Raw genomic sequence first — 24,150 nt, forward strand, 5'->3', positions numbered from 1 at the left:
TGCCGGTGAGTGCTGGGTTCACCGGGTGCTGTTACCGGCGCTTCGCAAGTCGTTCGCTCCGGACAGCGCCGCATCCTCGTCGTTACGGTTTTGCTGAACATTCACGTATACCGTGTTCAAAAAGGGACACTTCTCCATAAGTGTGATGAGTGCCCAAAAGCAAGGTGAATGAAGGTTATGTACAGTGTTAGCCGGAGTGACGGCATGTGTTTTGCTTGCAGCCCCAAAAATCCCATCGGCCTGCACCTGGAGTTTTCCCTGGAAGGTGATGTTTGCCGGGCCACCTTTACCGCCGGGGAAGAACACCAGGGGTGGGACGGTTTGCTGCACGGCGGCCTCATTGCCACGCTGCTGGACGAGGCCATGGCCCAGTGGCTCTGGCGCCGGGGCGTTGCGGCCATGACGGCGGAAATGCTCACCCGTTTCAGCCGCCCGGTGCCCGTCGGCGTGCCGGTGACCGTGGAAGCCTGGAAGGTGGGCGGTAAAGGGCGGCTGTGGGAGCTTTCCGCCCACCTCATCCTTCCCGGCGGCAGGGTGGCCGCCCGGGCCACGGCCAAGTTTCTGACTATAAAAGAAGGGAGTCTTCAAACGTGACGCGGGATGAAGCCTATACTCTTCTCACCAGGCATTTGAAAACACGCAACCTGGTAAAGCATTCCCTGGCCGTGGAAGCGGTCATGCGCGGCCTGGCCAGGCATTTCGGCCAGGACGAGGATATCTGGGGCCTGGCCGGGTTGCTCCACGACATCGACTACGACTGGACGAAGGACGAGCCCGCCCGGCACAGCATGGAAGGGGCGGACCTGCTGGCCCGGGAGGGCTTGCCGGAGGAAATAGTCTACGCCGTCCGGGCCCACAATGAAGTCCACGGCCTGCCCCGGCAGAGCCTGCTGGACAAGGCCCTTTACGCCAGCGACCCCCTCACCGGGCTGATTGTGGCCGGGGCCCTGATCAAGCCGGAGAAAAAGCTCTCGGCCATAGACGTCCCCTTCCTCCTCAACCGCTTCCACGAGAAATCCTTTGCCCGGGGGGCGAACAGGGAACAGATTAAAAGCTGCTCCGAGATGGGGCTCTCCCTGGAGGAGTTCATGGAAATCGGGCTTAGGTCCATGCAAGGTATTGCCGGGGAGATGGGGCTTTAAAGGATGCTGGCCGGCAGGTTTTTTCTGCCGGCTTTTTCCACGCGTCCGGTTGTCCCCAGGGTCTTCGGGCCAGAAAATGGAATTGCCTGTTGACATTTGTGCATCGACTGCTATAATAAGAATAGGCTGATAAGTATTTAGGTACTTAAAAAGTTACTTAGCCCAGCCGCCTGAAGGTAGGGCTTTATTTATCTGCAGGGGAGGTGGTCATGGTGGGAAAGGTGGTCACGGTGAACAGGAAGGCCCGCCATGACTATCACATCCTGGAAACCTACGAGGCCGGCATTGCCCTGACCGGCACCGAGGTTAAGTCCCTGCGGGCAGGGCGGGCCAACCTGCAGGACAGCTTCGCCCGCATTGAAAACGCCGAACTGTTCCTGTATAATATGCACATCAGCCCCTACGACCAGGGCAACCGCTTCAACCACGAGCCCAAGCGGACGCGCAAGCTCCTGATGCACAAGAGGGAGATCATGCGCCTATTGGGCAAGAGCCGGGAAAAGGGCCTGGCCCTGATCCCGCTGAAGGTGTACTTCAACGACCGGGGCAAGGCCAAGGTGGAACTGGCCCTGGCCCGCGGCAAGAAGGTGTACGACAAGCGGGAAGACATGGCCGCCCGGGACGCAAAGCGGGAAATGGAGCGGGCCCTGCGGGGGAAGATGTAATAAGTGCCATGGGGGCGAAAGGTTTCGACGGGGGAAGCGGTGGCAGGAGAAGCGAGCCGGGGTTCCATCAGCCCGTAAAACGGTGGAAAAACAATAACTGCCAACGAAGAATACGCTCTGGCTGCTTAATTTAGCGGCCACATCCTACCCGGGTCCGGCCCGTGACGCGGGATAGGGTGTCAAACTAACGGGCTTGCCGCCGGGACGGTTCTCGGAGGCCCGGCGGGACATCAAAACGAGATAGCCCCTGCGGAGGCTGGCTGTGGCCGCCAAAGGGGCGAAAGCCAGAACACAGCCTGCGCTCGGAGAAACTCCTGTGGCTGTTCTTCCGGACGGTGGGTTCGAATCCCCCCGCCTCCACCAGTGGTAACCACAGACACCTTGAAGATTATTGAGTGGTGTCTTTTTTTTTTGAAAGAACAAAGGGAGTGGTTACAATTAGTTATCCCGGGTTGGGGGCCCGGGATATTTTGCTTTGTCCAACTTAAATCAGTAGGTATATCGGATCTTTCTATAATCAACAAACCCGGAACCTTAGGAAAGAAACCAGTAATTTTACGTCCGGGAAGTTGTAGGATTAGATGAACAGGTCTTATTATCATGTATGGAAATAATTTCTTCGCTTTGGGGCTGGATAGCGCCTGATGGGGGTAGAGGAATGGCGGAAAAAGGAGATAACCAACCAGCCCGGCAAAAAAGGAAAATTTCGCCGGAAGAAAAGCAGCAGCGGTATAAGTTAAGGTTACGCGACCTGCTCTATCCCGATAATCTCGTCAAGCGTTATTTGGGACTCGGTAACCCAGGCATCCAGGTGCTGGTTGATTGCCCCCAGGGTGAGCCGCCAGAAGATCTTTCCGTTTTAGGCAGAATATAAGATATTTTTATATTGTTCTTAATATGATTTTTAAACGTATATTTTCATGCAATCCGATATAGGGGGTGAAGCTCAAAAAGGAGGGCAAAAGAAAGGCTTTAGCGGAGGAGGGTGAGTGTTTTTGAAAATTTACACAATTTTGTCGAGGAGGGGAGTAAACAATGAAATTTAATCGTGCTCATCTTATTGTCATTGGGTTACTCTGTTTTTGGGGAGTCTTCCTAGGGGGCATAGCTATTGGCAGTGCAGGAAATGTATTACAGTCGATAGCTGTCGATTTTTACGCCGTAAAGAAGATTATTATCGATGGTGCTGATAAAACCCCGCCTGCCGACAAAAGACCTTTTGTTTATAACGGAACAACCTATGTGCCGCTAAGATACGTTGCAGAAGCCCTTGGTAAGCAGGTAAAATGGGACGGAGCAACGGGAACCATATATATCGGAAAATCACCCGATCTGATTGAACAAAAAGTAATTTATGACGACTTTTCACAGCCCTTAAGTGTAAACTGGGTGATGGATAAAGGAACGTGGTCAATAGATCCAAATAACGGTGCCTATGTCGAGGACAGCACGGGGTATTTAAGATTAGACAATAACAAGTACCATATAGGTGAGAATTATACAATTGAATGTGACGTAGCTGTTTCAGGTATTCATGCTTCTGCTGGTGTCTTTGTTGGTGGAACACCTGGTGATCCTCATTTTAATTATCCTCGTATTTATTTGGATTCGGTTGGTATAGTGTGCGGTGAATATGGTGTTGGATTAGATTATAGATACAAGAAGTTAGATGTTAAAGAGGGTAAATTTTATAAGCTAAAAGTTTCTGTAAGGGATAACAAAGTGGATGTTTATCTCGATGGCAATTATATAACGTCCACCGAATTTACACGAGGGAAAGGGAACCTTGTGGGATTATACTCTTTTGAATACGATGATGATCATGGGTATATTAGAAACTTTAAAATTACCATGGATGATAAAATTACCATGGATAAAAGCATGATAAGCCAAAACAACGAAGTAGCATATGTTTCTAATTCAAAAGAAGAATCTCCAATACATCAACCTGCTTTTCAGCAACAAGAAGATGAACTCCAATCTGAACAACAACTGCAGCCTCAGCCACAATCGGAACACCAGCAGCATTTACAAGTGCTGCCCCAGCCTCAGCATGGGACAGAGTTGGAGCCGCCCGGTGACAACTATTTCGATCAAAGTGATGAAAAAATTGTCATTTCTGATAGCAACCAGTTCAACCAGAGTGAAGACTCAGAGTCTTTAATTCCAGTATCAGTATTTGTAGATGCAAGAAAAGATGGTGTAATTCAAAAGGCTGGAACAGGGTATATTAAGGATAACAGAATCTTTATTCCTGTTAAAGATGTTGCACTGGAGCTAGCAATTGGTATACCAACTGACAATATTCATGTTATTGAGGCAAGTAAGGAAACATTAGTGATTATTAAGGGTGATAAAGTTATTGAGTTTAAAGCTAATTCGCCGTATATGTTTGTAAATGGAGCGGAGATTAAGATGGATGTTTCGCCTCAAATTATTGAGGGAAAGATTATGGTTCCTTTTCGTTGGGTTGTACAGGCATTGGGGTACTCTGCCGTGTGGGAAGAGGATAGTCAATGTTTAACAATTAGAGGATACAATTAGAGGATGTATGGAGTGATTATTTTGTTTTCTGGAAGACGTATTTGCTATCTGTCAGTAATCTTAATACTTCTTTTTACTTTTGCCGCCGGTTGCGGTGGAGGAGCAGGCGCCAAGGTAACAAAACAGTTAGAGCTGGCCGTAAAGTACCTCAGCGAGAACAAGTTTGAAGAGGCCATCCTGGCTTACCAGGAAGTAATCAAGATCGATCCCCAAAATGTTCAGGCTTATAAAGGCCTGAGCGTTACCTATTATTTACTGGGGAAAACCGACCAGGCGGAGCAGGGGCTGCAGGATGGTACGTTCACGATTGTTCTTTAGAATTTTCTGATCCCGTTATGGAAAGTGCAGGAGATATTTTGTCATTGCTGGGCTCCAAGGAAGGGTTCAAATTTGAAAATAAACCCGGAAGTTATGACATTGGCTGGAAATTTGCCAATGCCCAAAAAATCGTTGCCCTGGTTGCTCCCTACGGAGAGCACTGGAAATGGGCCTATACTATTCAGAAAGACGCGGGTAAATGGGAAATCGTGAAAAAAGAGTATGCAAATGAAGATCCCTTCCCGTTTTCCAGGAAATTGCATGAAATTTATTATTACCAGGAATGAGAACTGGGCACACCTTGAATAGGGAAATTTACAGTTGACAATCTCAAGAGACCCTGGGCATTGAAGAACAGTTTAAACTGCCAAACTCAGACTCTTTTATGGCGTTATTTTTGGTTACGGTACTAGTGTAGCAAGCAGTTTGACGGGTTAGTTTACATAGATGACAAGAGGAAGAAAATATTGAAATATTATTAGGGAAGGAGTAAACGGAATCTATCTTGTTTGGCTCCTTGGATAAATCGAGAAGAGAACTCTAATCCAGCCTTAGTCTTGTACGGATCCATTTGTAATGAGGAGTGTTATAGGTGAGTGCCGTTTTTGTTAGAAGAATGATTATGGCATTTGCCATCCTGATCTTCATAGGTAGTCTATGTTTTGGTTGCAGTGCCGGTACGAACGCTAAGGTGACCAGGCAACTGGAACTTGCTGTGAAGTATTTGAGTGAAGGCAAGTTTGAAGAGGCGGTACTGGCGTACAATGAAGTATTGAAGATAGACCCGAAGAACCTTAGCGCCTATAAGGGCTTGGGCAAGGTGTATGCCTTACAGGGCAAGTACGACGAAGCGGAAAAACTGTACCTGAAGGGATTAGACGTTGTTGAGGATAAGCCGCAGTTGAAGCTTTGCCTGGCCGGATTGTACGTTGATAAGAATGAAACCGACAAGGCGCAAAAAATTTATAACGAGCTTATCAACTCCGATCCCAAATACCTCCCCGCCTACGAAGGCCTAATGGCACTATACCTTTCCCAGGGGAAGACAGACGAGGCCATCGGACTTCTTTCAAGATGTATTGAGACGAACAAAGATAACGAGCGGAGTTACAGCCTGCTGGCAGAAGCCTATTTAGAAGCCGGAAACAAGGAGGAAGCTTTAAAAGCCGTCGTCAAATCGCTGGAAATTAACCTTAATCAGCAGGCGGCTTACGACCTGATCGAGAGGATATTCCAAAAGAATTGGGAAGACGTAATCGCCTACGGAACGGAAGTATCAAAAGAAAACGAGCGCGTCGGAAGGATGCTCCGGATATACGGTTGCTGGAACTCCGGGCGCTATAACGAAACGATTAATCTATTTGAACAGATACCGTCGCCCGGAGCACAAGTTTACAAGGCGATGGTATACACCGCCCTGGCCTATCTGAAAACCGGCAGAGAAAGCGAGGCTGACAGGCTTATCAAGAAGATAGACCTCAAGGAAGCTAAAAACCCGGTTCTCTGCGCCGATGTAGCGCGGTACTACTTGGAGAAAGGCGATAAAGACAAAGCGCGCAAAATCGCCCTGCAGGGTATCGAAATAGATGATAGCTGCAAAGAGAATTACCTTGTTTTAATGGAGATCGAAAAAGGCAACGCCGCCAAGGTTTCTTATTACGGTTTTATGCTCGTGACCCGGGTGCCGGATCCGCCTGTAAAGGCGCTGAATTATGCTGTTGACCATGGCTTGAAGCTTAACAACGAGAGATTAAGCAAAGCTTATGCCGGTATAGTCGCTACTTCGCTGATTAATAGTTACTTGCAGATCGCTAAGGATGTAGCGAATGATAGAACTCCGTACTACACTGACGAACAGATCCACACCTTACTGAACCGTCGGTATGAGGCTATTATGAGACCTCCTGTGCTCGATGAATGGAAGGAATGGGTGGTCCTGGGGAGTTGGAATTCCGATTATTACGGTGAACTTTATTCTGATCAAAAAGACGAAGAGATTGCTGATATTTTCGTAAGCGAGTCAGGGAAAGATGAAATCAGCGGTTACGCAATGGTAGAAAACAATAACTTTTTTATCTCTGGGATGGACTATAACAGTCCTTATGAGGTAAAGAAACAGTATAAGGTTAGTAATGTAAGCGAAGAAGACTTTGAACATCTATGTGATTACTATCAGCGCGATGATGGTGATCTTACTTTCGGCGGAGTGGCTACATATCGTTATGATTTCGTTCTTATAAGAGTGAATCAAAAATGGTACTTTAAAAATCTTGATCGCAACATTGTTGAGTTTAAAATCAAGAATATTGGTATCCCCGGGTCTCCAAAGATTGATATTGATAGAGCTTTGGCAGAATTGAAGAAAAGACCCGGGCCTCCTCTAACTGAAAAAATGGTTAGGGAATTGTTCCTTAATAAGACGAATGATGATGGCCGGAATTATAATCTGACCGATATCAAATTGGTTCAAGGTTCATTTACTAAGACGGGTGCTTTGGAGGCGGTAGTTTCTTTTTATGATTATAATCAAGGCCACGCCTCCGGCTGGACCGAAGTATGGTTACTAAAGTATGAAAACGGGTGGCGCCTAATGAGGAAGTTGGCGGATTCAGATTCTGTTGTTTTTGAATTGGTCGATTTAGAGAGCGATGGCAGGTCTGAAATATTGATTACCACCAGTGCCGGAGGCCAAGGCTATCAACGTACCGGGGGGGAGCTTATATCTGTGGGTCAGAACTCGGTTTCAACCCTGTATTCCTTCCGCGGTTTTGATAATACCGGAGCAGGAGAAGAAGGTGAGGCACAGTGCCTTCATAAGATAGAATTCGAGGATGTAGATAACGACGGAATTCTTGAACTGATAGATACGGAGGAGAGAAAAACGTTCTCCAGCGAAAGCGGTAACTACTCACAAAAATCTTCTGTAACCAGAAAAACGGCTTTTAAACTTATTAATGGCAAGTTTAAACAGATTAAGTAATCTGAATAATGAATTTATAATAGTTAAACAAGGTGGGTCGGAATGCCCTATTGCCAGTATTGTGGTGCCGAAAACCCTGATGACGCCGTTTTCTGCGTAAAATGCAACCGGAGCCTGACCGAGAAAACTGGGCAGCTTGCGCCTGATACTGTTCTGGAGGGGCGCTACATCATTATTAAGGTCTTGGGCCGGGGGGGCATGGGCGCCGTCTATAAAGCACTCGACCAGCGGCTCAACAACAAGCCGGTTGCCATCAAGGAGATGAGCACCAAGGCGGTCGGTGCGGAAAACCTCCAGGCAGCCATCGCCGCGTTTAAAAAGGAAGCCAGCATGCTGATCGGTTTGGAACACCCGGCGCTACCCCGCATCACGGATTTTTTCGGCAGTGGTGAGGACCGCTGGTATCTGGTTATGGACTACATTGAAGGTGAGACCTTAAAGGCCATTGTAGAGAAGCGCGGACCCATTCCTGAAGCGGAAGTACTGAACTGGGCGCGGCAGCTCTGTGAAATTCTCGATTACCTGCACAGCCAGAACCCCCCGGTAATCTTCCGGGACCTAAAGCCCGCTAACATTATGCTCACCCCCAAAGGTGATATAAAACTCATCGATTTCGGCATCGCCCGGCACTTTCGGCCGGGGTTAACGTCGGACACTACCCTGTACGGCTCTGTCGGCTTTGCTCCGCCAGAGCAGTACGGCGAGCATCAGACCGATGTCCGGTCGGACATCTATGCACTTGGTGCAACCCTCCACTATTTACTCACCGGCATAGACCCTAAAAAGAACCCGTTTACCTTCGATCCGCCGGGGAAGATTGTATCTGTCTCTCCAAGGTTTGAGTCGGCAATAATGAAGGCGCTGGAACTGAAGCCGGAAAACCGCCCTGCCAGCGCTAAAGAGATGCTTGCGCTTATTTCCGGTTTCCCCTACGGTCAAGACGGGCTGGTTCATCTGGCCAACTTTATAGTTCATCAAATGATAATAAAGAACAAGTTGTACACAGTGACTTATACACCATTCCCCGGGTTCCTGGAGGTTGGAAATGAAAGGGTGCAAGCCTTTTGTTATTGTGGTAACTGGGGAGCCGTACGAAAGCGGCAGTCGTATATATCTTCCCTTTAAGGAGTTTCTACTGGGGCGTTCATGGGGAACAATCCGGCCTGATGTTTCATTCGCGAGCCAGTATATCTCCAGAAAACATGCGCTTATCAACTATGAAAACTGCCAATTCACTATCACAGATCTTGGAAGCAAGCACGGAACACAGATTAACAACTATGATCTCGTTCCTTACCGGCCCGTCCTGCTGAAACACGGTGACCAAATCGGCCTCGCGAAGGGAACAGTCGTACTTTCATTTAATAATGCTGATGAATCCGAATCGGGAGACACAGTTGAATTTACAGGTTCTGTTTCTGAAAATCCCACCGGCGGAGCTGAACTGGCTTCACCGATTGTTGTTAACATTCAACGAAGGGAGGTTTTAGTTGACGGTAAGCCTGTACCCCTGTTTGGCAAGGAGATTGAGCTGATTATGTTACTGTATCAAAACCGAAACAAAGCAGTTTCTTATGACGAGATTAGAAAAAAAGTCTGGCCGGAACGACCTGCAAATTTAACAACTGGTGTACCGGATGTCGGAAATGATGAAATCAATGCCCTGGTGTATCGCTTGCGAAAACGGTTGGATAAGTACGGGCGGCAGATTGTTACTATTCCCCGTTATGGGTACATGCTGGACTTCTATCGATGATATTTAGACTGTCAGGGTTTTAACATAAAAATATTATTGTGATTTCATTGTTAGCCGGCTGAAATCCTTATATGATTTTTTTAACCAAACTTACTGGTTGTATCCAAATTTAGGGGGAGGGAGGTAGCTGAAAACTGTAGAATAATGTTATCATAAATTTATGTACCGTTAATCTGAGGTCTTGTTCCGGCTTTCCTAGTGAATTCAATAGTTTGGAGGGTGTTCGTTATGCCGAAAATCTTAATTACTCCTGAACAAGTAAGGCAGGTTTCAGCACAGTTTAAACAGGCCAGCCAGCAGAGCCAGGAAATGGTTACCCGGCTGCAAAACCAGGTTAACAGCCTTCAGCCTGAATGGGCAGGTTTAACAAAAGAACGCTTTTATCAGGAGTTTCAGCAATGGCAGGCAACTATGCGCCAGTTCGTTGAATTGCTCAATAGCATTGGCCAGCAACTGGATGCAATTGCCCAAAAATTTGAAACCGTTGATAGGAGCTAGGTGCGCGGGATGATGGGGGGTCGGGCGTCCGGCCCTCCCGTTGCCATTTTTCTTAACACAAGGATGGAATTGTTTAGAGGAGAATCGGAGGCAATAAGGATGAGCGGTCCGCCCTTCTTTCAACGGGCACCACGCCTTTATCCTGAAATACCCAGTGGAGAAATAGAAATACCTGCACCACCACCGGCCCCGACACCCGCTTCCATGTCCATTTTTTCCATACTTCTACCGGTGGTTGCCACCCTTCTTGGTTTTGGTGTAATGGGTTATTTCAGCATTTCGGGTAACAGCCAGTTCTGGCTTTACATTGGTTTTTCCTTGCCAATGATGATGGCTACTTACCTCGTAAGTTTTTATAGTTACTATTCACAGAAAAAGGCTTACCGCCGGGCGGTTTCTTCCCGGGAAGAAATGTACCGTAATTTGCTTGATACCCGCAGGCGGGAACTGGAACAGTTGCGGGAGCAGCAAAAGACCGCTCTGCTTCGGGTTCACCCCGATCCCGACGGTTGTTTGGATAGAGTCATAAAACGAGGGCGCAACTTATGGGAGCGGGCCCCCAAGGACGCGGACTTCTTATCGCTCCGGTTGGGTACCGGGTCATTACCGTTTTCCGTTAAGGTAAAAGCTCCCCGGAAGGACACAACTCTTGAGCCGGATCCCTTACTGGAAGCCGCGCATCAATTGAGTGCTGATTTCAGCAGTATTACTGAAGCGCCCATTTGCCTTCCCCTCCGCGATGCCGGCGTTGCCGGATTGGTCGGACCGCGCGCGGTTACTATAAATACTGCCCGCAGTATGATTTTGCAGATCGCCACGCACCATTCACCGGATGAGGTCAAGATAGTTGCGGTTTTCCCTGCCCACGAATCGGAAGAGTGGGAATGGATGCGGTGGTTGCCCCATACCTGGACAGAAGACCGCACACGACGTTTCCTTGCAAAAGAGAAGAATGATGCCCATACCCTTATGACCGGGTTAAACGATGAACTGAACCGTCGAAAACTGCAACGGTCATTACTGAATACTACCAATGCATTGCCGCCATTGCCCTGTATAGTTATCTTATTAGCAGACCAGAGCCTGGTCGAGAAAGAAGCCGTCCTTCCGCTTTTGTTATCGGAGGGTCGGGCATTGGGTGCGTTTACTGTTGTCATGGCCGAACATATAGGAGCCTTACCGAAAGAGTGTGAGGCCATTGTTGATGTTCGGAAGAAGACCGGTCAATTGACGCAGACTGCTCCTACCATGATTCAAACAACCTTTGTTCCTGATCAGACTCCGGTTAATAAGGCGGACCGGCTGGCCCGGACACTGGCTCCCCTCCGCCCGAAGCAGATGGCTGCTTCGACTGAGATTCCTGGCATTGTTCCTTTATTTAGTCTTTTTGACGTTCAGCGAGTGGAAGAGATCGACGCTGCCCACCGGTGGCGTTCCGCTCAACCCTACCGTTCTTTGGCCGTACCCATCGGCCTCCGGGCAGGAGGCGAAAAGTTATTCTTAAACCTTCATGAGCGAGGTCACGGTCCCCACGGTCTGGTAGCAGGAACCACGGGTTCCGGCAAAAGCGAGCTGCTTCAGTCAATAGTTGCGTCTCTGGCTGTGAATTTTCACCCTTATGATGTGGCGTTTGTGCTGGTGGATTATAAAGGCGGCGGCATGGCCAACCTGTTTGCTGATCTGCCGCATTTAGTGGGAACCCTTACCAATCTCCACGGAAACCTGGCGACACGGGCGTTGGTTGCCCTCAAGGGTGAAATGCTGCGCCGGCAGGCACTCCTGGCTCAGGCCGAAGTTAACCACATCGATGATTACCAGAAACTCTGGCGGCAGGGTCGCGTAACGGAGCCATTACCCCACCTGGTGATTGTGGTTGATGAGTTTGCTGAACTTAAGATGGAGCAGCCGGATTTTATCCGTGAATTGATCAGTGCGGTACGGGTGGGACGCAGTTTAGGGGTTCACCTTATTCTTGCGACACAGAAGCCGGCCGGTGTTGTTGATGAACAGGTTTGGAGCAACGCCCGCTTCCGGTTATGTCTGAGGGTAGAGCGACCGGAGGATAGTCAGGAGGTGCTTAAACGTCCTGATGCGGCGAGCCTTACCCAGCCCGGACGTGCTTTCTTCCAGGTCGGGAATAATGAGATTTTTGAATTGTTTCAGGCTGCGTTTAGCAATGCTTTATATTATCCGGAAGGCTTTGTGGCCCAGGACCCCAACGAAATAGCAGAAGTCACTTTAAATGGCACCCGCCGCTCTTTGTCTCCTTCCCAACGTGCCAGGCCTGATGCAGCCGGCACCCAGTTGCAGGCTTTGGTCGGGTATCTAAAGGGCGTGGCGGAACGGGAGGGTTTGCGCCGGTTGAAAGGCCCCTGGTTGCCTCCTCTGCCGGAAGAAATAAATCTTTGGGACTTGCAAGACGCGGCAGGACAGGGTTGGGACGGGAGGACCTGGAAGCCCGGCACTGCCTGGATTGAACCAATTGTTGGAATAGTTGATCACCCTGCGCAGCAGTATCAGGGGCCTTTATCCTTTAACCTGGGCAAAGAAGGGCACCTGGCGGTATATGGTGCTCCCGGCTCCGGCAAAACCACGTTATTGCAGACTCTGATCACTTCACTTGCTCTTTACCATTCGCCTGCAGACGTTCACCTTTATCTGATGGACTTTGGCGGCCGAATGCTTAACCTTTTTGCCCAGATGCCCCATGTAGGAGATGTCATTCTGGCCGACGAGGAAGAACGATTAAACCGGCTTATGCGTTTTCTCCTGCGGGAGATGGAGTCACGCAAGGAACGTTTTTCTGAAACCGGAGTAAGCACGCTTCCGGCGTACCGGGCAACGAGTGCCGAGCAGTTACCGGCTATTGTAGTCGTCCTGGACAACTATACCGGTTTCATAAATGCTTACCCCGACGCGGAAGATTATCTGGCGCAACTGCTTCGCGAGGGAGGTAATCTGGGTATTCACTTCGTAATTACTGCCAACAGCCCTTCCGCTGTCCGGATGAAGACCAGTGGGAATATTACTCTCGCAGCGGCGCTGCAGCTTGCTGACCGGGGCGAATACAGCGCTGCTGTGGGGCGTGCTTACGGGTTGGAACCGGCACCGGTACCCGGCCGGGGACTTGTGAAAGGTAATCCACCACTGGAGTTTCAGACAGCGCTACCGGCTCCCGGGGAAAATGAAGTATCCCGTACTACCGCTCTCAAACTTCTGATGAAGCAGATGCAAGATGCCTGGGACGGGCCTTGCGCCAAGCCGATTCCGACTTTACCCGACATAGTCTTGCTATCCAGACTATTACCGCCGGCGGAAGGATGGCCTGTTTTGCCTTCCGACGGTTCATTAGTTGTGCCGGTTGGGCTGGAAGTAAAAGAACTGGAACCGGTGATGGTTGATCTCCGAGACGGTCCCCATTTCTTGATCACAGGCCCGGTGCAGAGCGGTAAGTCAAGCTTCCTGCAAACCTGGCTTCTGGCTCTCGCTGAGTGTTATTCTCCTGAACGTCTCTATCTCTATCTCATCGATTTCAACCAGACCACCCTGTTTAACCTGCAGCGGCTGCCCCAGGTTAAGGCGTATATCGAAAGCGAGAATCAGTTAGGTGAGATGCTCAATGAAATAACCTGCCTGCTGCGTGAGCGGCGGCAGGCAATGGACGAAGCCAGACGGGCTTCCATGGGTTTGTTTTCCGATAGGGAATTCCTATCTCACCATCCAGCGATTGTAATCGCCATGGATGATTTTGATGCCGTGAGCAAACAGGCCGACCCCATGTCTAAAGACCAATTGGAGCAAATCGTCAGGCGGGAACGGGGAATGGGGGTTCATGTGCTGGTGGCCGCCAATTCGACCGATTTAAATTCGGCTTGGGACGGATGGATCAGAGCGCTCAAGGAGCTGCAAACCGGTTTCTTGTTAGGGAGCAGCGATCATAGCGACCTGCAATTGTTCAACCTGCGGCTTCCGGTAGGGGAGGCGGGGAAACTTCTGCTTCCGGGGCGGGGTTATTACACCCGCCGCGGGCGCTACGTAGAGTTTCAGGCTGCAACCGTTCAGACGGGTGACCCGACCCTATCCTCCTGGATCGAGAGAATTCGGGGGCGGTCACAGGTATAGGAACTTTTTTAGTTGGGTGTTTCAAGGAGGTGTCTGCTGTGCCGCGTATCCTGGTAAAACCGGACGATTTGCGGATGCTCGGCTCACAGTTGCAACAAGTTGCTGGCGAGGTGCAGGCTGTAGAATTACGGTTAAGCAGTGTTATGGCCGGGCTTGACTGGGATGTGCGGGCCAGGGCCGGGGTTGAGAATCAATGGTATAACGCCCGCAGCCTGGCTCGAAGTACAGCTCAGCGCGCCGACGCCATGTCACAGTTTCTAATTCGCAAGGCTCAGGCATTCGAAGATGCCGACCGCCAGGGCGAAAGCATGGTGGGACATACCGGGACGGCTTTCGTTGCAGCCATCCGGGAATGGGTGCAGAGCCCTTTTGGAAAAACTAATAGCTTTTCTTGGCAAAAAATTGATGATGTCATTAAACTGGGCCTTTTGGGTGCTATGGGTATGACGTTTCCCGCGATTGGTATGTTTGCCCTCCCTTTTGTAGGAGCAGGAATCCTGAATGCTGTTGTTCCAGGGCTAATGCAACCTGGTCTGACGGCTCCGGGTCCAACACCACCACCATCCCTTTCTGGGCCGGCTGGGGGCAGCACGGCTCCGGGTGCCACACCTCCAGGGACGGGTTCGGCGCCGCCTGTAGGCGGGGGTGCCGCTATTCAGGGAACAGGTAATCCTTTATCGCTTGATGAAGCAATTAGAGGTGTAAGCGGTAATCCAACAGTAATAAGAGGACAGGGGTATTTAACATTAATGGGTTTCCCAATAGGAACATCTGGTCCAAATGGTAATGGCGTAGATGCAAAGTGGGGCAATAAGTGTAAAGCATCGACAAAACTATTCCAGTTAATAATGGGTTTACCTCAGACTGGTGAATTAGATGCAACTACCCTTGCAAAGATGAAAGAGTGTGCTAGTTCTGGACTAACTTTAAAGCAACTTGCAAAGAATGCGTTTGATAATGGAATAAGGCCAGAAATTGCTAAAGGCTCTACTCAGGCAGAGCGTGTCAACGCTATATATTTCTATGCATTGATTGATGAAGATACGAGTGGTGTTCCTGCTGCAATAACTGTGGCTCAGGCAATACAAGAGAGTAATGCTGGCGCAAGTATACCTGTTGACAAAAATAACGGAACATATAGTTATAATATGTTTGGAATAAAAGCTGATAAGGAATGGTTGAATAAAGGGGGAGCATATGTTGTATCTAATACTTGGGAACATAGGAATGGACAGGATATTAGAGTTGATGCAAAATTTAGAGCTTATGGTAGTTATTTAGAATCTGTTAATGACCACTCTCAGTTCCTTAGGGATAATAGTAGATATTCTTCTCTATTTAGCTTAAAGAAAGATGAAAACTATTTGTCAAATTGGGCTAGAGGTCTTCAAAATGCTAAATATGCTACAGATCCTAATTACGCAAAAAAGTTGATGAGTCATATTAATGCTTACGGGTTAAAATGAAAGGATGTGCGTATTTTGAAAACTATATATAGATGTGTAATATTATCAATTGTTATAATCATAGCATTAGTTTCTGGATGTTCATTTACGAAGATTAAGTCAGATAATATATTGAATAATGGCAGTAATATCATAAATAAAGATGCTAATATTGATGGTGCTTTTACAACAAAACTAGGTGCTAATAAGGAAGTAGATTCAATTAAAATAATCGAGGATTTTATTAAATCTATAAAAAATAATGACGCAGAAGCCTTGAAGCGTATTACCAGTCCATCAGGGCTTATAATAATAAGAAACTTTTCTTCTGGAAGTGGTGCAAGAGGTAAAGATATAAGGAATCTATATTTACCTGACGAAATTCCTTCTAATCTTCAGTTTGAAGTCAGTGGTGAAGTACCTATTATCCTTCATGACCTTTTTAAAAAAGAGCAAATTGGAATAAAAGACATGCCAGTGGAAAGGCTTAATGATCTTAATTTTAATTTCAAGGATGATAGCAAAAGTAATATTTTGGGACCTCCGACTGATGAAGTTAGAGATATTTGTGGGAAAATAACAAGTACGAAAGATACGAATAACCAGTATAGTTCCAAGATTTTTAGACTTGGAGATAAGGAAATAGTTTTAACGGAATCTGCATTAGTTGCGGATTCACCTATTGGAGTATGGGCAGTTTTTGAAAAATTAAACGGAAAGTATTTTTTAAGGGCTGTTATTGACTTAAGGTAAATAAAGTGAGGGATCTGTTTTGAATAACAACACAGTACACCTTACCTGTACCCCTGTTGAATTGACTTTTTTGGCGAAACTGCTGGGGGCAGAGACCTTCCTTGGCATCCAAGACCCGTTCAGAGGCTGGTTGGCAGACGAGATCGAGGCCGCCTGGCTTAAGGCGCGGGAATCTTTGGCCGCCCGGCGTTTTATCGAAGTGGAACCTGACGGTGGGATTATTATGGACTCGGTTGTTGCTGCGCTTGTTGGTGCCTGCGGCTCGCCTGATGCCTCGTACGCTTTGACTTATACCTCTGGTGGGGAGGAAACGTATTCATGCTGCTTTCATGTAACGCGCAACCTGGGGGTGGAAATTACCACCCGCGGGGAGCCGCCTGTGTGCGAACTCACGGCGTTAGATGGTTTTGAGGCTGTCTATCAGCGTGTATGCGAAATCTTCGGCTTGGCGGACCAGGAGGCGCCTGTTGCCTCAAAGGGAGAGCTTCTGGAAACCGCCCTTTTCGAGGCGCGGCGCATTGCAGGTGAGTCCGGGGTTGAAGCCGCCTCTGCTTTCCTTAGACAGGCCCACTTGAATCAGGCGATTGCGGAGGCACTGGCTGCTACCCTGGCGCAACCGGTGGGTAACGGTGCGCTTGTGACCATGTCCTGGCAGGATGGCACCTGGAAGGTAGACGGGCTGGGTTTGCTGGAGGGAGATAATGGTCTGTGGCTGCTGCGTTCGTTTGTAAAAAAGGACGCCAAGTGGGTTGAGCTTATCCCATGCAGCGCAGAACAGGCTTGTGTGGAAATCAAACGGATGATGGAGCGGGTATTACCGCAGGTTGCGCAAGTCGGATAAGGGGGAGAAAGCAATGACTGAGCGTGTTATCGTAACCGTTCAGCGGCAGGGTGAGAGAGAAGTGCGTGACCTTGAGGTGCCGGCAAATGTACCCTCGGGTCAGCTTGCTAAGATGATCGCCCGTGCTCTTTCCTGGGATGCACGTCCGGAGGGCCAACAGCCATCCTATAAGATAGAAGCCTACCCGCCGGGCCGGGTCCTGTTACTGCAAGAAAGCCTTGCCGAGGCGGGTGTCTGGGACGGCGCCTGGTTGGTGATCCGGACGGACGGCGCTTCGCCGTCGGTTTCACCAGCGCCTGTTCCATATACACCACCGGCATCTTTTCCCCCGGTGTCTTTTCCGGCACACTCTGGTTCCTCCGGTATGTCTGGCGATAACGATCAAACCGAATTAATGAACGAATCCGGCACGACCATGGTTTTTGACCAGCAGGTTACTGCTGCTTTGAAGGTTTGGCGGGGTGAACAACAAGAAATAATTCCCATAAACAAGGCAGAATTTTATATTGGCAGAAACCGGGAGGCTGTCGATTATTGCGAGGCCGCAAACAAGAACATCGGAAGAGTGCATGCCAAAATAGTATTCGTAAACGGCGTTTATTACATAGTCGACCTGGAATCGAAAAACGGAACCTATCTTAATGGGGAGAGGCTTCTCAGCAATAGACCATACCCGTTGAAATTCGGGGATAAGGTTAGATTGGCAAACGTGGAATACCTTTTTGACCAAATCTAAAGCCATTTTTGATAAAATGTATACTTTGTACAAAAGTTATGGGGTTAAATTATGACGGCTTATTTGGACTCCTATCTGTATATTACTGCTGGAGTTATACTGATCCTGATCAGTGTATTTATTGTAGCTTTCCTTTATATCAAGTCGACCAAACAAAAAAAGGGGGAAGAAGTTCGGGAAATAGATAAAACAATTACCAAAATACAAAAAGCAGCCGGCGGTTCGAAGGGGTCATTCAGAAGCGGGCCGTGCTTTCCGTTGCAGCCGTTTCACGGGGGTAGTACCTCTAACAAACGCACTCCTGCACCAAACGAGACGACTGCGCTGCTGGATGACTCGGGCGAAACGCAGCTTTTGATTTTTGATCGAGAGTACTTTCCCGTCCTGCGGGTCAACAGATCTGGTCGCGAAGAGATTATCTATATAGACAAACCTGATTTTTATATCGGGAGAAACGAGGCGGTCGTTGATTATTGCGAAACCGGTAGTCCTTATGTCTCAAGGGTGCATGCTAAAATCATTTTTCGAAAAGGCACCCATTTCCTTGTGGATCTCGATTCGAAAGGCGGTACCTATCTTAACGGCGAGAAGCTGGTCAGCGAGAAGCCGTATCCGTTATGTTTCGGAGATAAGATCCAATTGGCAGATATAGAATATGTTTTTGACAGTGAGCCGTCTGAAACAATAGAGCAAGAGAGGTAACATTTTAATGCTAAAGATAGGTGAAGTCGTTTTTGATAAATACCGGGTTCTGAAACTGCTCGGCAAAGGCGGCATGGGCAGTGTCTACCTGGCGGAAAACATTAACGTCGGTAACCTGTGGGCCATCAAGGAGATTAATTATTCCGCCGGCAATCCTGTGGACCTGCTTGCTGAGCCTGATATATTAAAACGATTAAAACACCCCCATATGCCGAGAATTATTGATGTGATCCGGACGGATTGCTGCATTTACATCGTCGAGGATTATTTCGAGGGGCAAAACCTGCGGGAACTGCTGAAGAACAGGCAGGTATGTACCGAAGCGAATGTGCTTAAGTGGGCAAGGCAGCTGGCTGAAATCTTAATCTATCTTCACAATCTGAAGCCGGCTCCCATTATCTACAGAGATTTGAAGCCAGGCAACATTATTATTGATGAAAACAATGACTTGAAACTGGTTGATTTTGGCATCGCCAGGGAGTATAAAGAGGGCGCTACCAGAAGCCTTTATGGTTCCAGGGGGTATGCGGCGCCAGAGCAATACCGGGGTAAATATGATGAAAGGACCGATATATATGGCTTCGGTGCGACCTTTTACCACGTGTTAACCGGTGTCAAATACGACCCCGCCAGGCCTGTAAGGCTTAAGGAGATTAATAAAAATTTTTCGGAAGGCATCGATTTTATTATCGACAAGTGTCTGAAGGAGGATCCGGCCCAGAGATACCAGAGTGCGGCTGAGCTATATAAGGACCTTAAGTTCATCCACAAGTTTAATATCGATTATAAGAAGAGCAGGATAAAACAGAAGCTTGTTATTGCCGGAGTCATTTGCTCGCTGGCTGCCGGTGTATTTGCGGTCAAGCTGGGCATCGAGCAAAGAGAACTGACTAATATAAAGTTGTTTCAGCAGAAGATTGACGAGGGAATCAGCCTGTGTGCGAAAGGGCAGTACGCTGAAGCCGAAAGGGCCTTCTATGAAGCCTTAAAGTATGAACAAGACGTGGAAGTTTATCATAACCTGGCCAGGATGTATCTCAGGAAAAACGAACCTCAAAGAGCCATCAACCTGTTAATTGACAAAATACAAAAAGGTGAAATCAAAGAAGATGCTGCTTCGTTTTACCTGCTGGGATCGGCTTACTTCGACTTAATGGATTACGCAAACGCAGCCTGGTATTTTCAAAAATCAATCCAGACCAATCCTTTCTCCCTGGGAGAGAATTACGAGTTGGCCATGCGGGATCTGGCGGTATCTTACGGACGGATGGGCAGGTATGACGAGGCCCGGGAAGTCCTGAAAACAATCGAGGAGAGAATAGGCTCCACCAGCCATGTGACAAGCTATGTCCTGGGGGAATTCTGCCTGGCCAAAAAGGATTACCACGAAGCCTTGAGGTATTATAACCAGGCCCAGGCCGGGGATCCTAAAAATATCCGGTACAAGCTGAGCACGGCCAGGCTCTACAGTCTTTTAAGCGCTGGGGCTCAAACTCAGCATGATAAAGAAGAAAAATTGAAAAGCGCCATATCAATCTTAAAGGAAGCCGAAGCAATAGACCCTTATAACATTCAAGTCCTGAGCGACTATGGTAAATTCAGCTTTGATTTGGGTGAGCTCTACCAGTCAACAGGCAATCCTGCCTGTACTGCAATGTACCAACAGGCGCTGCTGGCCTTTAATAAGCTTAAGGATATAGGTATTGCGAATGCGAATACCTTTCTAAACATTGCAATCATAAGTGATAAGCTGAATAACTATGGAGCTGCAGAAAAAGCATTTAAAGAAGCTTTAAGACTGGATGAAGGAGACTCCCACACTAACTTTGTGTATGGTTTGTTTAAGTTAAAACATAAAGAATACTCTGAGGCCTATAAGTACCTCCAAAAAACTGTGGATTTAAACAAAAACAGCTATGAGGCATCTGTTGCCAGGGCAAAAATAAATGAGCTCAGAGAGAAAGGATGGATATAAAAAAACCTGGTCAATTTTTGATCGGGTTTTTCATGTTACAGGCGCTTTGGAAAATATTAATCAATTTACCATTCTTTAAAATGGATCGTTTCATCGCCTTATTAGCAAACTATCATTCAGGAATAATTGTTTTTCATAAATAAAGGTTGTGTAATATAAAGAAAGCTCAATTTTTATAATTGCCCAGGTGGGAGCACGAGAATTAATATTGCGGTCAGTAACAATCAGGGTTAAAAAGGAGAAATTTTACATTGCCCAGGAAAAAGGTTCAGTCCGGTGTCGCCAGCGATACCGGCCAGAGGCGTAAAAACAACGAGGATAGCTGGCTGATCTGCGAGCCAGAAGGCGAACTTAATCTTAAAACAAAGGGAAGGCTTTATGCCGTGGCCGACGGCATGGGCGGCTCAGTAGCGGGGGAAATAGCCAGCCGCCTGGCAGTCAGGGAGCTCCAGAAATATTATTTTGCGGAAGTTCCGTCCCAACCTCCTCAAGAAGCCCTCCGGAAAGCATTTCAGGCGGCTTACGAAAGCATTCGCCGGAAAGCTATGGCTGAACCGGAACTCACCGGGATGGGCACAACTCTTACGGCGGTAGCGTTAAGGGATAACACCGCTTATGTTGCTCACGTTGGTGACAGCCGTGCTTACCTTATCCGTGGTAAAGAAATAATACAACTCACCAGAGATCACACAGTCACGGCCAGCCTTGTGGAAAAAGGAGAAATTACCCCGGAGCAGGCCAAAACCCACCCGCAGCGGCATATACTTCTCCAGGCATTGGGCGGGCGAAAGCAACCCACTGTTGAATTGCTTACCGTACCCGTTAAACCTAAAGATGTCTTCATCCTCTGCAGCGACGGCCTGTACAATGCGGTGAGCGACGACGAAATAAAAGAAATTATAACGTCAGCACCAGATATCCAAAAAGCTGCCGGAACTTTAGTTGCTCTGGCCAACCAGAGAGGCGGGCGCGATAACATAACCGTGGTTGTGGTTAAAAAAGTTAAACCGGCGAATTTATTAGGAGCGGTATTATTAACCATTTTGACTATTGTCCTGATAGTTGCCGTTAAGTGGATATTTTTTTAAAGTTTTCCGCGTAGGGAGGTGATTTAATAAGCAGGTTGCAAAGGAACGCGTTATCGATATTGAACTGGAAAATTAAAGAGAAATGGCTGGTTACTTTTGCGGGATAGTCAAAAAATTATCACTCGTAAATAAAGGGAGTTGTTAGACATGAATATTTGTCCTGGCTGCAACACAATAATTGAGAATACAGGCGCAAAATTCTGCCCAAAGTGCGGAACACCTGTTAATTACGCCCAAAAACAAAAACCAAAGACCCCCTGGATTATAGCAGGTGTGGCAGGTTGTGTGCTGTTAATCGCGGTTATTGCGTTGATCGTCCGCTTCCTGCCCTTCCTTAAGCCTGCTTATGCGGCGGCTATTGCGCCCGCGGAAACGGACTTGTTTTTTGCTATTAACCCTGATTTGAAACAGGTTAAAAATTTCAACCGGATTAAGGAAATTTATGAATCAATACCAGAAGTAAAAAGAGCTCTGAACGATTTGAAAAGTAAGTTAAAGGAAGAAGCTGAGATAGATTTTGAGGAAGATGTCAAGCCGTGGCTGGGCAAAGAGGCCGCCCTGATAATTCCGGACGCATTTTCGTTAACTAATGACAGCTCACCCCCTTTTGTTATTGCCGTAGCCTCTAAAAATAAAAAAAAGACAGAGGCCTTCATGGAAAAATTGCGCCAGGGGGAGGAAAGACGCCGCGGAACTACTTTCGAGGAAAAGATCTATAAAGATGTAAAAGTTACTGTTGAAAAAAACACCTCATCGCCGCTGGTCTATGCCCTGGTCAAAGACTTTCTAATTTTATCCGACGACGAAAATCTTGTTTGCCAGACCATTGACAGGATCAAGGAGAAGAATAAGCAAAGTTTATCCAATAGTGAAAACTATAAAGAAGTTATGTGTAGATTTTCAAATTGATTCGGGAAAAATCTTCAAATTAAATTGGGGCAACCAGCTGGTGGAACAAAGGAAATTCTCATTTTAAACCGGTAACCACGAAAATAATTTTCAAATTCCGCCGGCATTTCCATCGAATACCCAAAAAAGAAAAACCGGCTACCCGAAAGAGGCAGCCGGTGGTAATACCGCTCAAAACCGGTTAAACGGATATTTTTTCTTAAGGGCCAGAATTTCCGCCCGTGCTTCCAGCAACTTTTCTCTGAACACGGCAGCAAACCAGGCCGGCCGGTTTCTGGTCGGCGGATACATTCTGGCTTTATCGGCCACCTTGCAGATAGCCTCGATCATTTCCTCCGGGGTAAAGTGCAGTTCCCTGACCATTTGGAGTGCCAGTGGCAGTAAATCATAAAAACCGGTGCTGGCAAAGTAATATTCCAGGCTGAGTCTTTTGTACATATGAGCCGCCTCCGCACCTAAACTTCCAGCTCCTGGCTTGCCTGGTACACCACATCCTCGTCAATCTGCTTTTGTTTCCTGCCGTATGCGCAGATCAGGCAGCTGGTCACCAGATTGTTAACCAGCCGGGGCAATCCTTTGGTGATGGCGTAAATGGCCTCCAGAGCTTGCGGGGTAAAGATCTCCTCGTGCAGGCCGGCGTTTTTCAGGCGGCTTGCACAGTATTCCTGGATTTCGCCGGGTTTAAGGCCCTGCATGACATACTTTACGGTGAGCCTTTGGCGCAGAGGGCTGTTGGCATTGAGGGCCAATTTGTTGCGGATCAGCGTTTGCCCGGACAGGATCAGGATAAAGGGATTCTGTGAATCCATTTTAAAGTTGAAAAGCAGCCTTAATTCCTCCAGGACCCTGCCGTCTGCCAGGTGAATTTCATCCAGTACAATAACCGGTGTAATATGGCGGTCGTAATACAGGTTGGTGATGGTGTCCTGGATCTGGTGGAACAGGCTTACCTTTTTGTGTTTGGGCTGTTCGCCCAGGGTTAGGGCCAGGCCCTTGTAAAATTCCAGTACCGTCACCGTGGAGAGGGTAAAATAGCACGGTTTGAAATGGGCCGGGTTGAGTTCCTCCACATACTTGCGCAGGGCGGTGGTTTTACCGCAACCCGGCTCCCCCGCAACTAAACCCATACCCCGCACCTGCTGTAAGTACTTCAGGCGGGAGGTGAGTTCCATCAGGTCCTGGCTTAAATAAAGCTGGTCAAAAGGCACTTCCTTGCTGAAAGGGTTGAACTTCAACCCGTAGAACTGGGTGAACATCACTTCTCACCCGCCTCTTCACTTTTGAGCAGTTCGGCAAAGGAGACGGCTGGTACCGGAATCTCACTGATACTCGGGGTTAGAGGTTTATCTTCCGGGCCGGTACCGGTATTTTGGAGGGCCGGGCGGCCGCGGCCTCTCCTTTTCAGCTGCGCGTTGGCATAGAAATCAACCTGTCTGGCCTCGCCCACTTTCAGGCCGTCTTTGTAGAGCAGCACAGGGCGGGCGGGGTTTCCCAGCCACTCGGGTTCATACCTGACTTCCAGGCGTATGCCGGCAAACTGCTGGTCCGTCTCGTAGAGTATGTTATCTAATGGGAAGGTAGCGTCGTGATTAATTTTGCGCGTTACCCGCAAAAGGAAGCTTTCGTCTAAAAAAACCGGGTTGGAAACCATTTTCACCGCATGTGCCTGGGACATA

The 24,150-nt window shown here is 48.1% G+C and carries 23 protein-coding genes and 1 other RNA gene; 21 read left to right on the forward strand and 3 right to left on the reverse strand.

The features are described from left to right. Positions 1-177 precede the first annotated feature (177 nt). The 21 genes from J2Z49_RS01230 (at position 178) to J2Z49_RS01330 (ending at position 22,474) form a co-directional block, all read left to right on the forward strand. Entirely contained in the window at positions 178-594 is a 417-nt protein-coding gene (locus tag J2Z49_RS01230; RefSeq protein WP_307399094.1) for a PaaI family thioesterase, read from the forward strand. Beyond that, positions 591-1,142 (forward strand): HD domain-containing protein, encoded by a 552-nt coding sequence (locus J2Z49_RS01235; RefSeq protein WP_307399096.1) that lies wholly within the window; start codon positions 591-593, stop codon positions 1,140-1,142. The genes J2Z49_RS01230 and J2Z49_RS01235 overlap by 4 nt, the downstream gene beginning before the upstream one ends. A gap of 209 nt (positions 1,143-1,351) precedes the next feature. Next, positions 1,352-1,807, forward strand: coding sequence for an SsrA-binding protein SmpB (gene smpB / locus J2Z49_RS01240; RefSeq protein WP_307399098.1), 456 nt, complete (start codon positions 1,352-1,354; stop codon positions 1,805-1,807). A gap of 10 nt (positions 1,808-1,817) precedes the next feature. Next, positions 1,818-2,170, forward strand: a transfer-messenger RNA (tmRNA) gene (ssrA, locus tag J2Z49_RS01245). Positions 2,171-2,465: 295 nt separating this feature from the next. Then, positions 2,466-2,681, forward strand: a complete 216-nt coding sequence (locus J2Z49_RS01250) for a hypothetical protein (RefSeq protein ID WP_307399100.1) — start codon at positions 2,466-2,468, stop codon at positions 2,679-2,681. A 161-nt stretch (positions 2,682-2,842) separates the two neighbouring features. Continuing rightward, positions 2,843-4,351: a copper amine oxidase N-terminal domain-containing protein gene (locus tag J2Z49_RS01255; protein ID WP_307399101.1), complete on the forward strand. Its 1,509-nt coding sequence runs from the start codon at positions 2,843-2,845 to the stop codon at positions 4,349-4,351. 12 nt (positions 4,352-4,363) lie between these two features. Next, entirely contained in the window at positions 4,364-4,669 is a 306-nt protein-coding gene (locus tag J2Z49_RS01260) for a tetratricopeptide repeat protein (RefSeq protein ID WP_307399103.1), read from the forward strand. Between the two features lie 17 nt (positions 4,670-4,686). Beyond that, positions 4,687-4,956 carry a hypothetical protein gene (locus J2Z49_RS01265; RefSeq protein ID WP_307399104.1) on the forward strand — a complete coding sequence of 90 codons (270 nt, stop codon included), beginning with the start codon at positions 4,687-4,689 and terminating at the stop codon, positions 4,954-4,956. Positions 4,957-5,261: 305 nt separating this feature from the next. Then, on the forward strand, positions 5,262-7,649 hold the full coding sequence (locus J2Z49_RS01270) for a tetratricopeptide repeat protein (RefSeq protein WP_307399106.1): 2,388 nt from the start codon (positions 5,262-5,264) through the stop codon (positions 7,647-7,649). Positions 7,650-7,691: 42 nt separating this feature from the next. Further along, a complete protein-coding gene (locus J2Z49_RS01275; RefSeq protein WP_307399107.1) occupies positions 7,692-8,774 on the forward strand; it encodes a serine/threonine-protein kinase in 1,083 nt (360 codons plus the stop codon). Continuing rightward, positions 8,695-9,405: an FHA domain-containing protein gene (locus J2Z49_RS01280; protein ID WP_307399109.1), complete on the forward strand. Its 711-nt coding sequence runs from the start codon at positions 8,695-8,697 to the stop codon at positions 9,403-9,405. Before J2Z49_RS01275 ends, J2Z49_RS01280 begins: the two co-directional genes overlap by 80 nt. A 228-nt stretch (positions 9,406-9,633) precedes the next feature. Then, positions 9,634-9,903, forward strand: a complete 270-nt coding sequence (locus tag J2Z49_RS01285; protein WP_307399111.1) for a WXG100 family type VII secretion target — start codon at positions 9,634-9,636, stop codon at positions 9,901-9,903. 99 nt (positions 9,904-10,002) lie between these two features. Next, positions 10,003-14,025 carry a type VII secretion protein EssC gene (essC, locus tag J2Z49_RS01290; RefSeq protein WP_307399113.1) on the forward strand — a complete coding sequence of 1,341 codons (4,023 nt, stop codon included), beginning with the start codon at positions 10,003-10,005 and terminating at the stop codon, positions 14,023-14,025. Between the two features lie 38 nt (positions 14,026-14,063). Further along, positions 14,064-15,491 carry a glucosaminidase domain-containing protein gene (locus J2Z49_RS01295; RefSeq protein ID WP_307399115.1) on the forward strand — a complete coding sequence of 476 codons (1,428 nt, stop codon included), beginning with the start codon at positions 14,064-14,066 and terminating at the stop codon, positions 15,489-15,491. A gap of 15 nt (positions 15,492-15,506) precedes the next feature. Continuing rightward, positions 15,507-16,223 (forward strand): hypothetical protein, encoded by a 717-nt coding sequence (locus J2Z49_RS01300; RefSeq protein ID WP_307399117.1) that lies wholly within the window; start codon positions 15,507-15,509, stop codon positions 16,221-16,223. Positions 16,224-16,242: 19 nt separating this feature from the next. Next, positions 16,243-17,064, forward strand: a complete 822-nt coding sequence (locus tag J2Z49_RS01305) for a hypothetical protein (protein WP_307399119.1) — start codon at positions 16,243-16,245, stop codon at positions 17,062-17,064. Positions 17,065-17,077: 13 nt separating this feature from the next. After that, positions 17,078-17,800 carry an FHA domain-containing protein gene (locus J2Z49_RS01310; RefSeq protein WP_307399121.1) on the forward strand — a complete coding sequence of 241 codons (723 nt, stop codon included), beginning with the start codon at positions 17,078-17,080 and terminating at the stop codon, positions 17,798-17,800. 51 nt (positions 17,801-17,851) lie between these two features. Next, on the forward strand, positions 17,852-18,502 hold the full coding sequence (locus tag J2Z49_RS01315; protein ID WP_307399123.1) for an FHA domain-containing protein: 651 nt from the start codon (positions 17,852-17,854) through the stop codon (positions 18,500-18,502). A 7-nt stretch (positions 18,503-18,509) separates the two neighbouring features. Beyond that, positions 18,510-20,477 carry a serine/threonine-protein kinase gene (locus J2Z49_RS01320; RefSeq protein WP_307399125.1) on the forward strand — a complete coding sequence of 656 codons (1,968 nt, stop codon included), beginning with the start codon at positions 18,510-18,512 and terminating at the stop codon, positions 20,475-20,477. A 251-nt stretch (positions 20,478-20,728) separates the two neighbouring features. Continuing rightward, positions 20,729-21,565 carry a Stp1/IreP family PP2C-type Ser/Thr phosphatase gene (locus J2Z49_RS01325; RefSeq protein ID WP_307399127.1) on the forward strand — a complete coding sequence of 279 codons (837 nt, stop codon included), beginning with the start codon at positions 20,729-20,731 and terminating at the stop codon, positions 21,563-21,565. Positions 21,566-21,712: 147 nt separating this feature from the next. Continuing rightward, positions 21,713-22,474, forward strand: a complete 762-nt coding sequence (locus J2Z49_RS01330; RefSeq protein WP_307399129.1) for a DUF3352 domain-containing protein — start codon at positions 21,713-21,715, stop codon at positions 22,472-22,474. 171 nt (positions 22,475-22,645) lie between these two features. Here the strand turns inward: J2Z49_RS01330 and J2Z49_RS01335 are convergent, their stop codons facing one another. The 3 genes from J2Z49_RS01335 to J2Z49_RS01345 all read right to left on the reverse strand — a co-directional run. After that, on the reverse strand, positions 22,646-22,912 hold the full coding sequence (locus J2Z49_RS01335; RefSeq protein ID WP_307399131.1) for a hypothetical protein: 267 nt from the start codon (positions 22,910-22,912) through the stop codon (positions 22,646-22,648). Between the two features lie 17 nt (positions 22,913-22,929). Beyond that, entirely contained in the window at positions 22,930-23,730 is an 801-nt protein-coding gene (locus J2Z49_RS01340) for an ExeA family protein (protein ID WP_307399167.1), read from the reverse strand. Further along, positions 23,730-24,150, reverse strand: a 421-nt coding sequence (locus J2Z49_RS01345; protein WP_307399133.1) for a Mu transposase C-terminal domain-containing protein, incomplete at its 5' end; no start/stop codon positions are given. The genes J2Z49_RS01345 and J2Z49_RS01340, both read right to left, overlap by 1 nt.

Source organism: Desulfofundulus luciae (assembly GCF_030813795.1).
Classification (GTDB): Bacteria; Bacillota; Desulfotomaculia; order Desulfotomaculales; family Desulfovirgulaceae; genus Desulfofundulus; species Desulfofundulus luciae.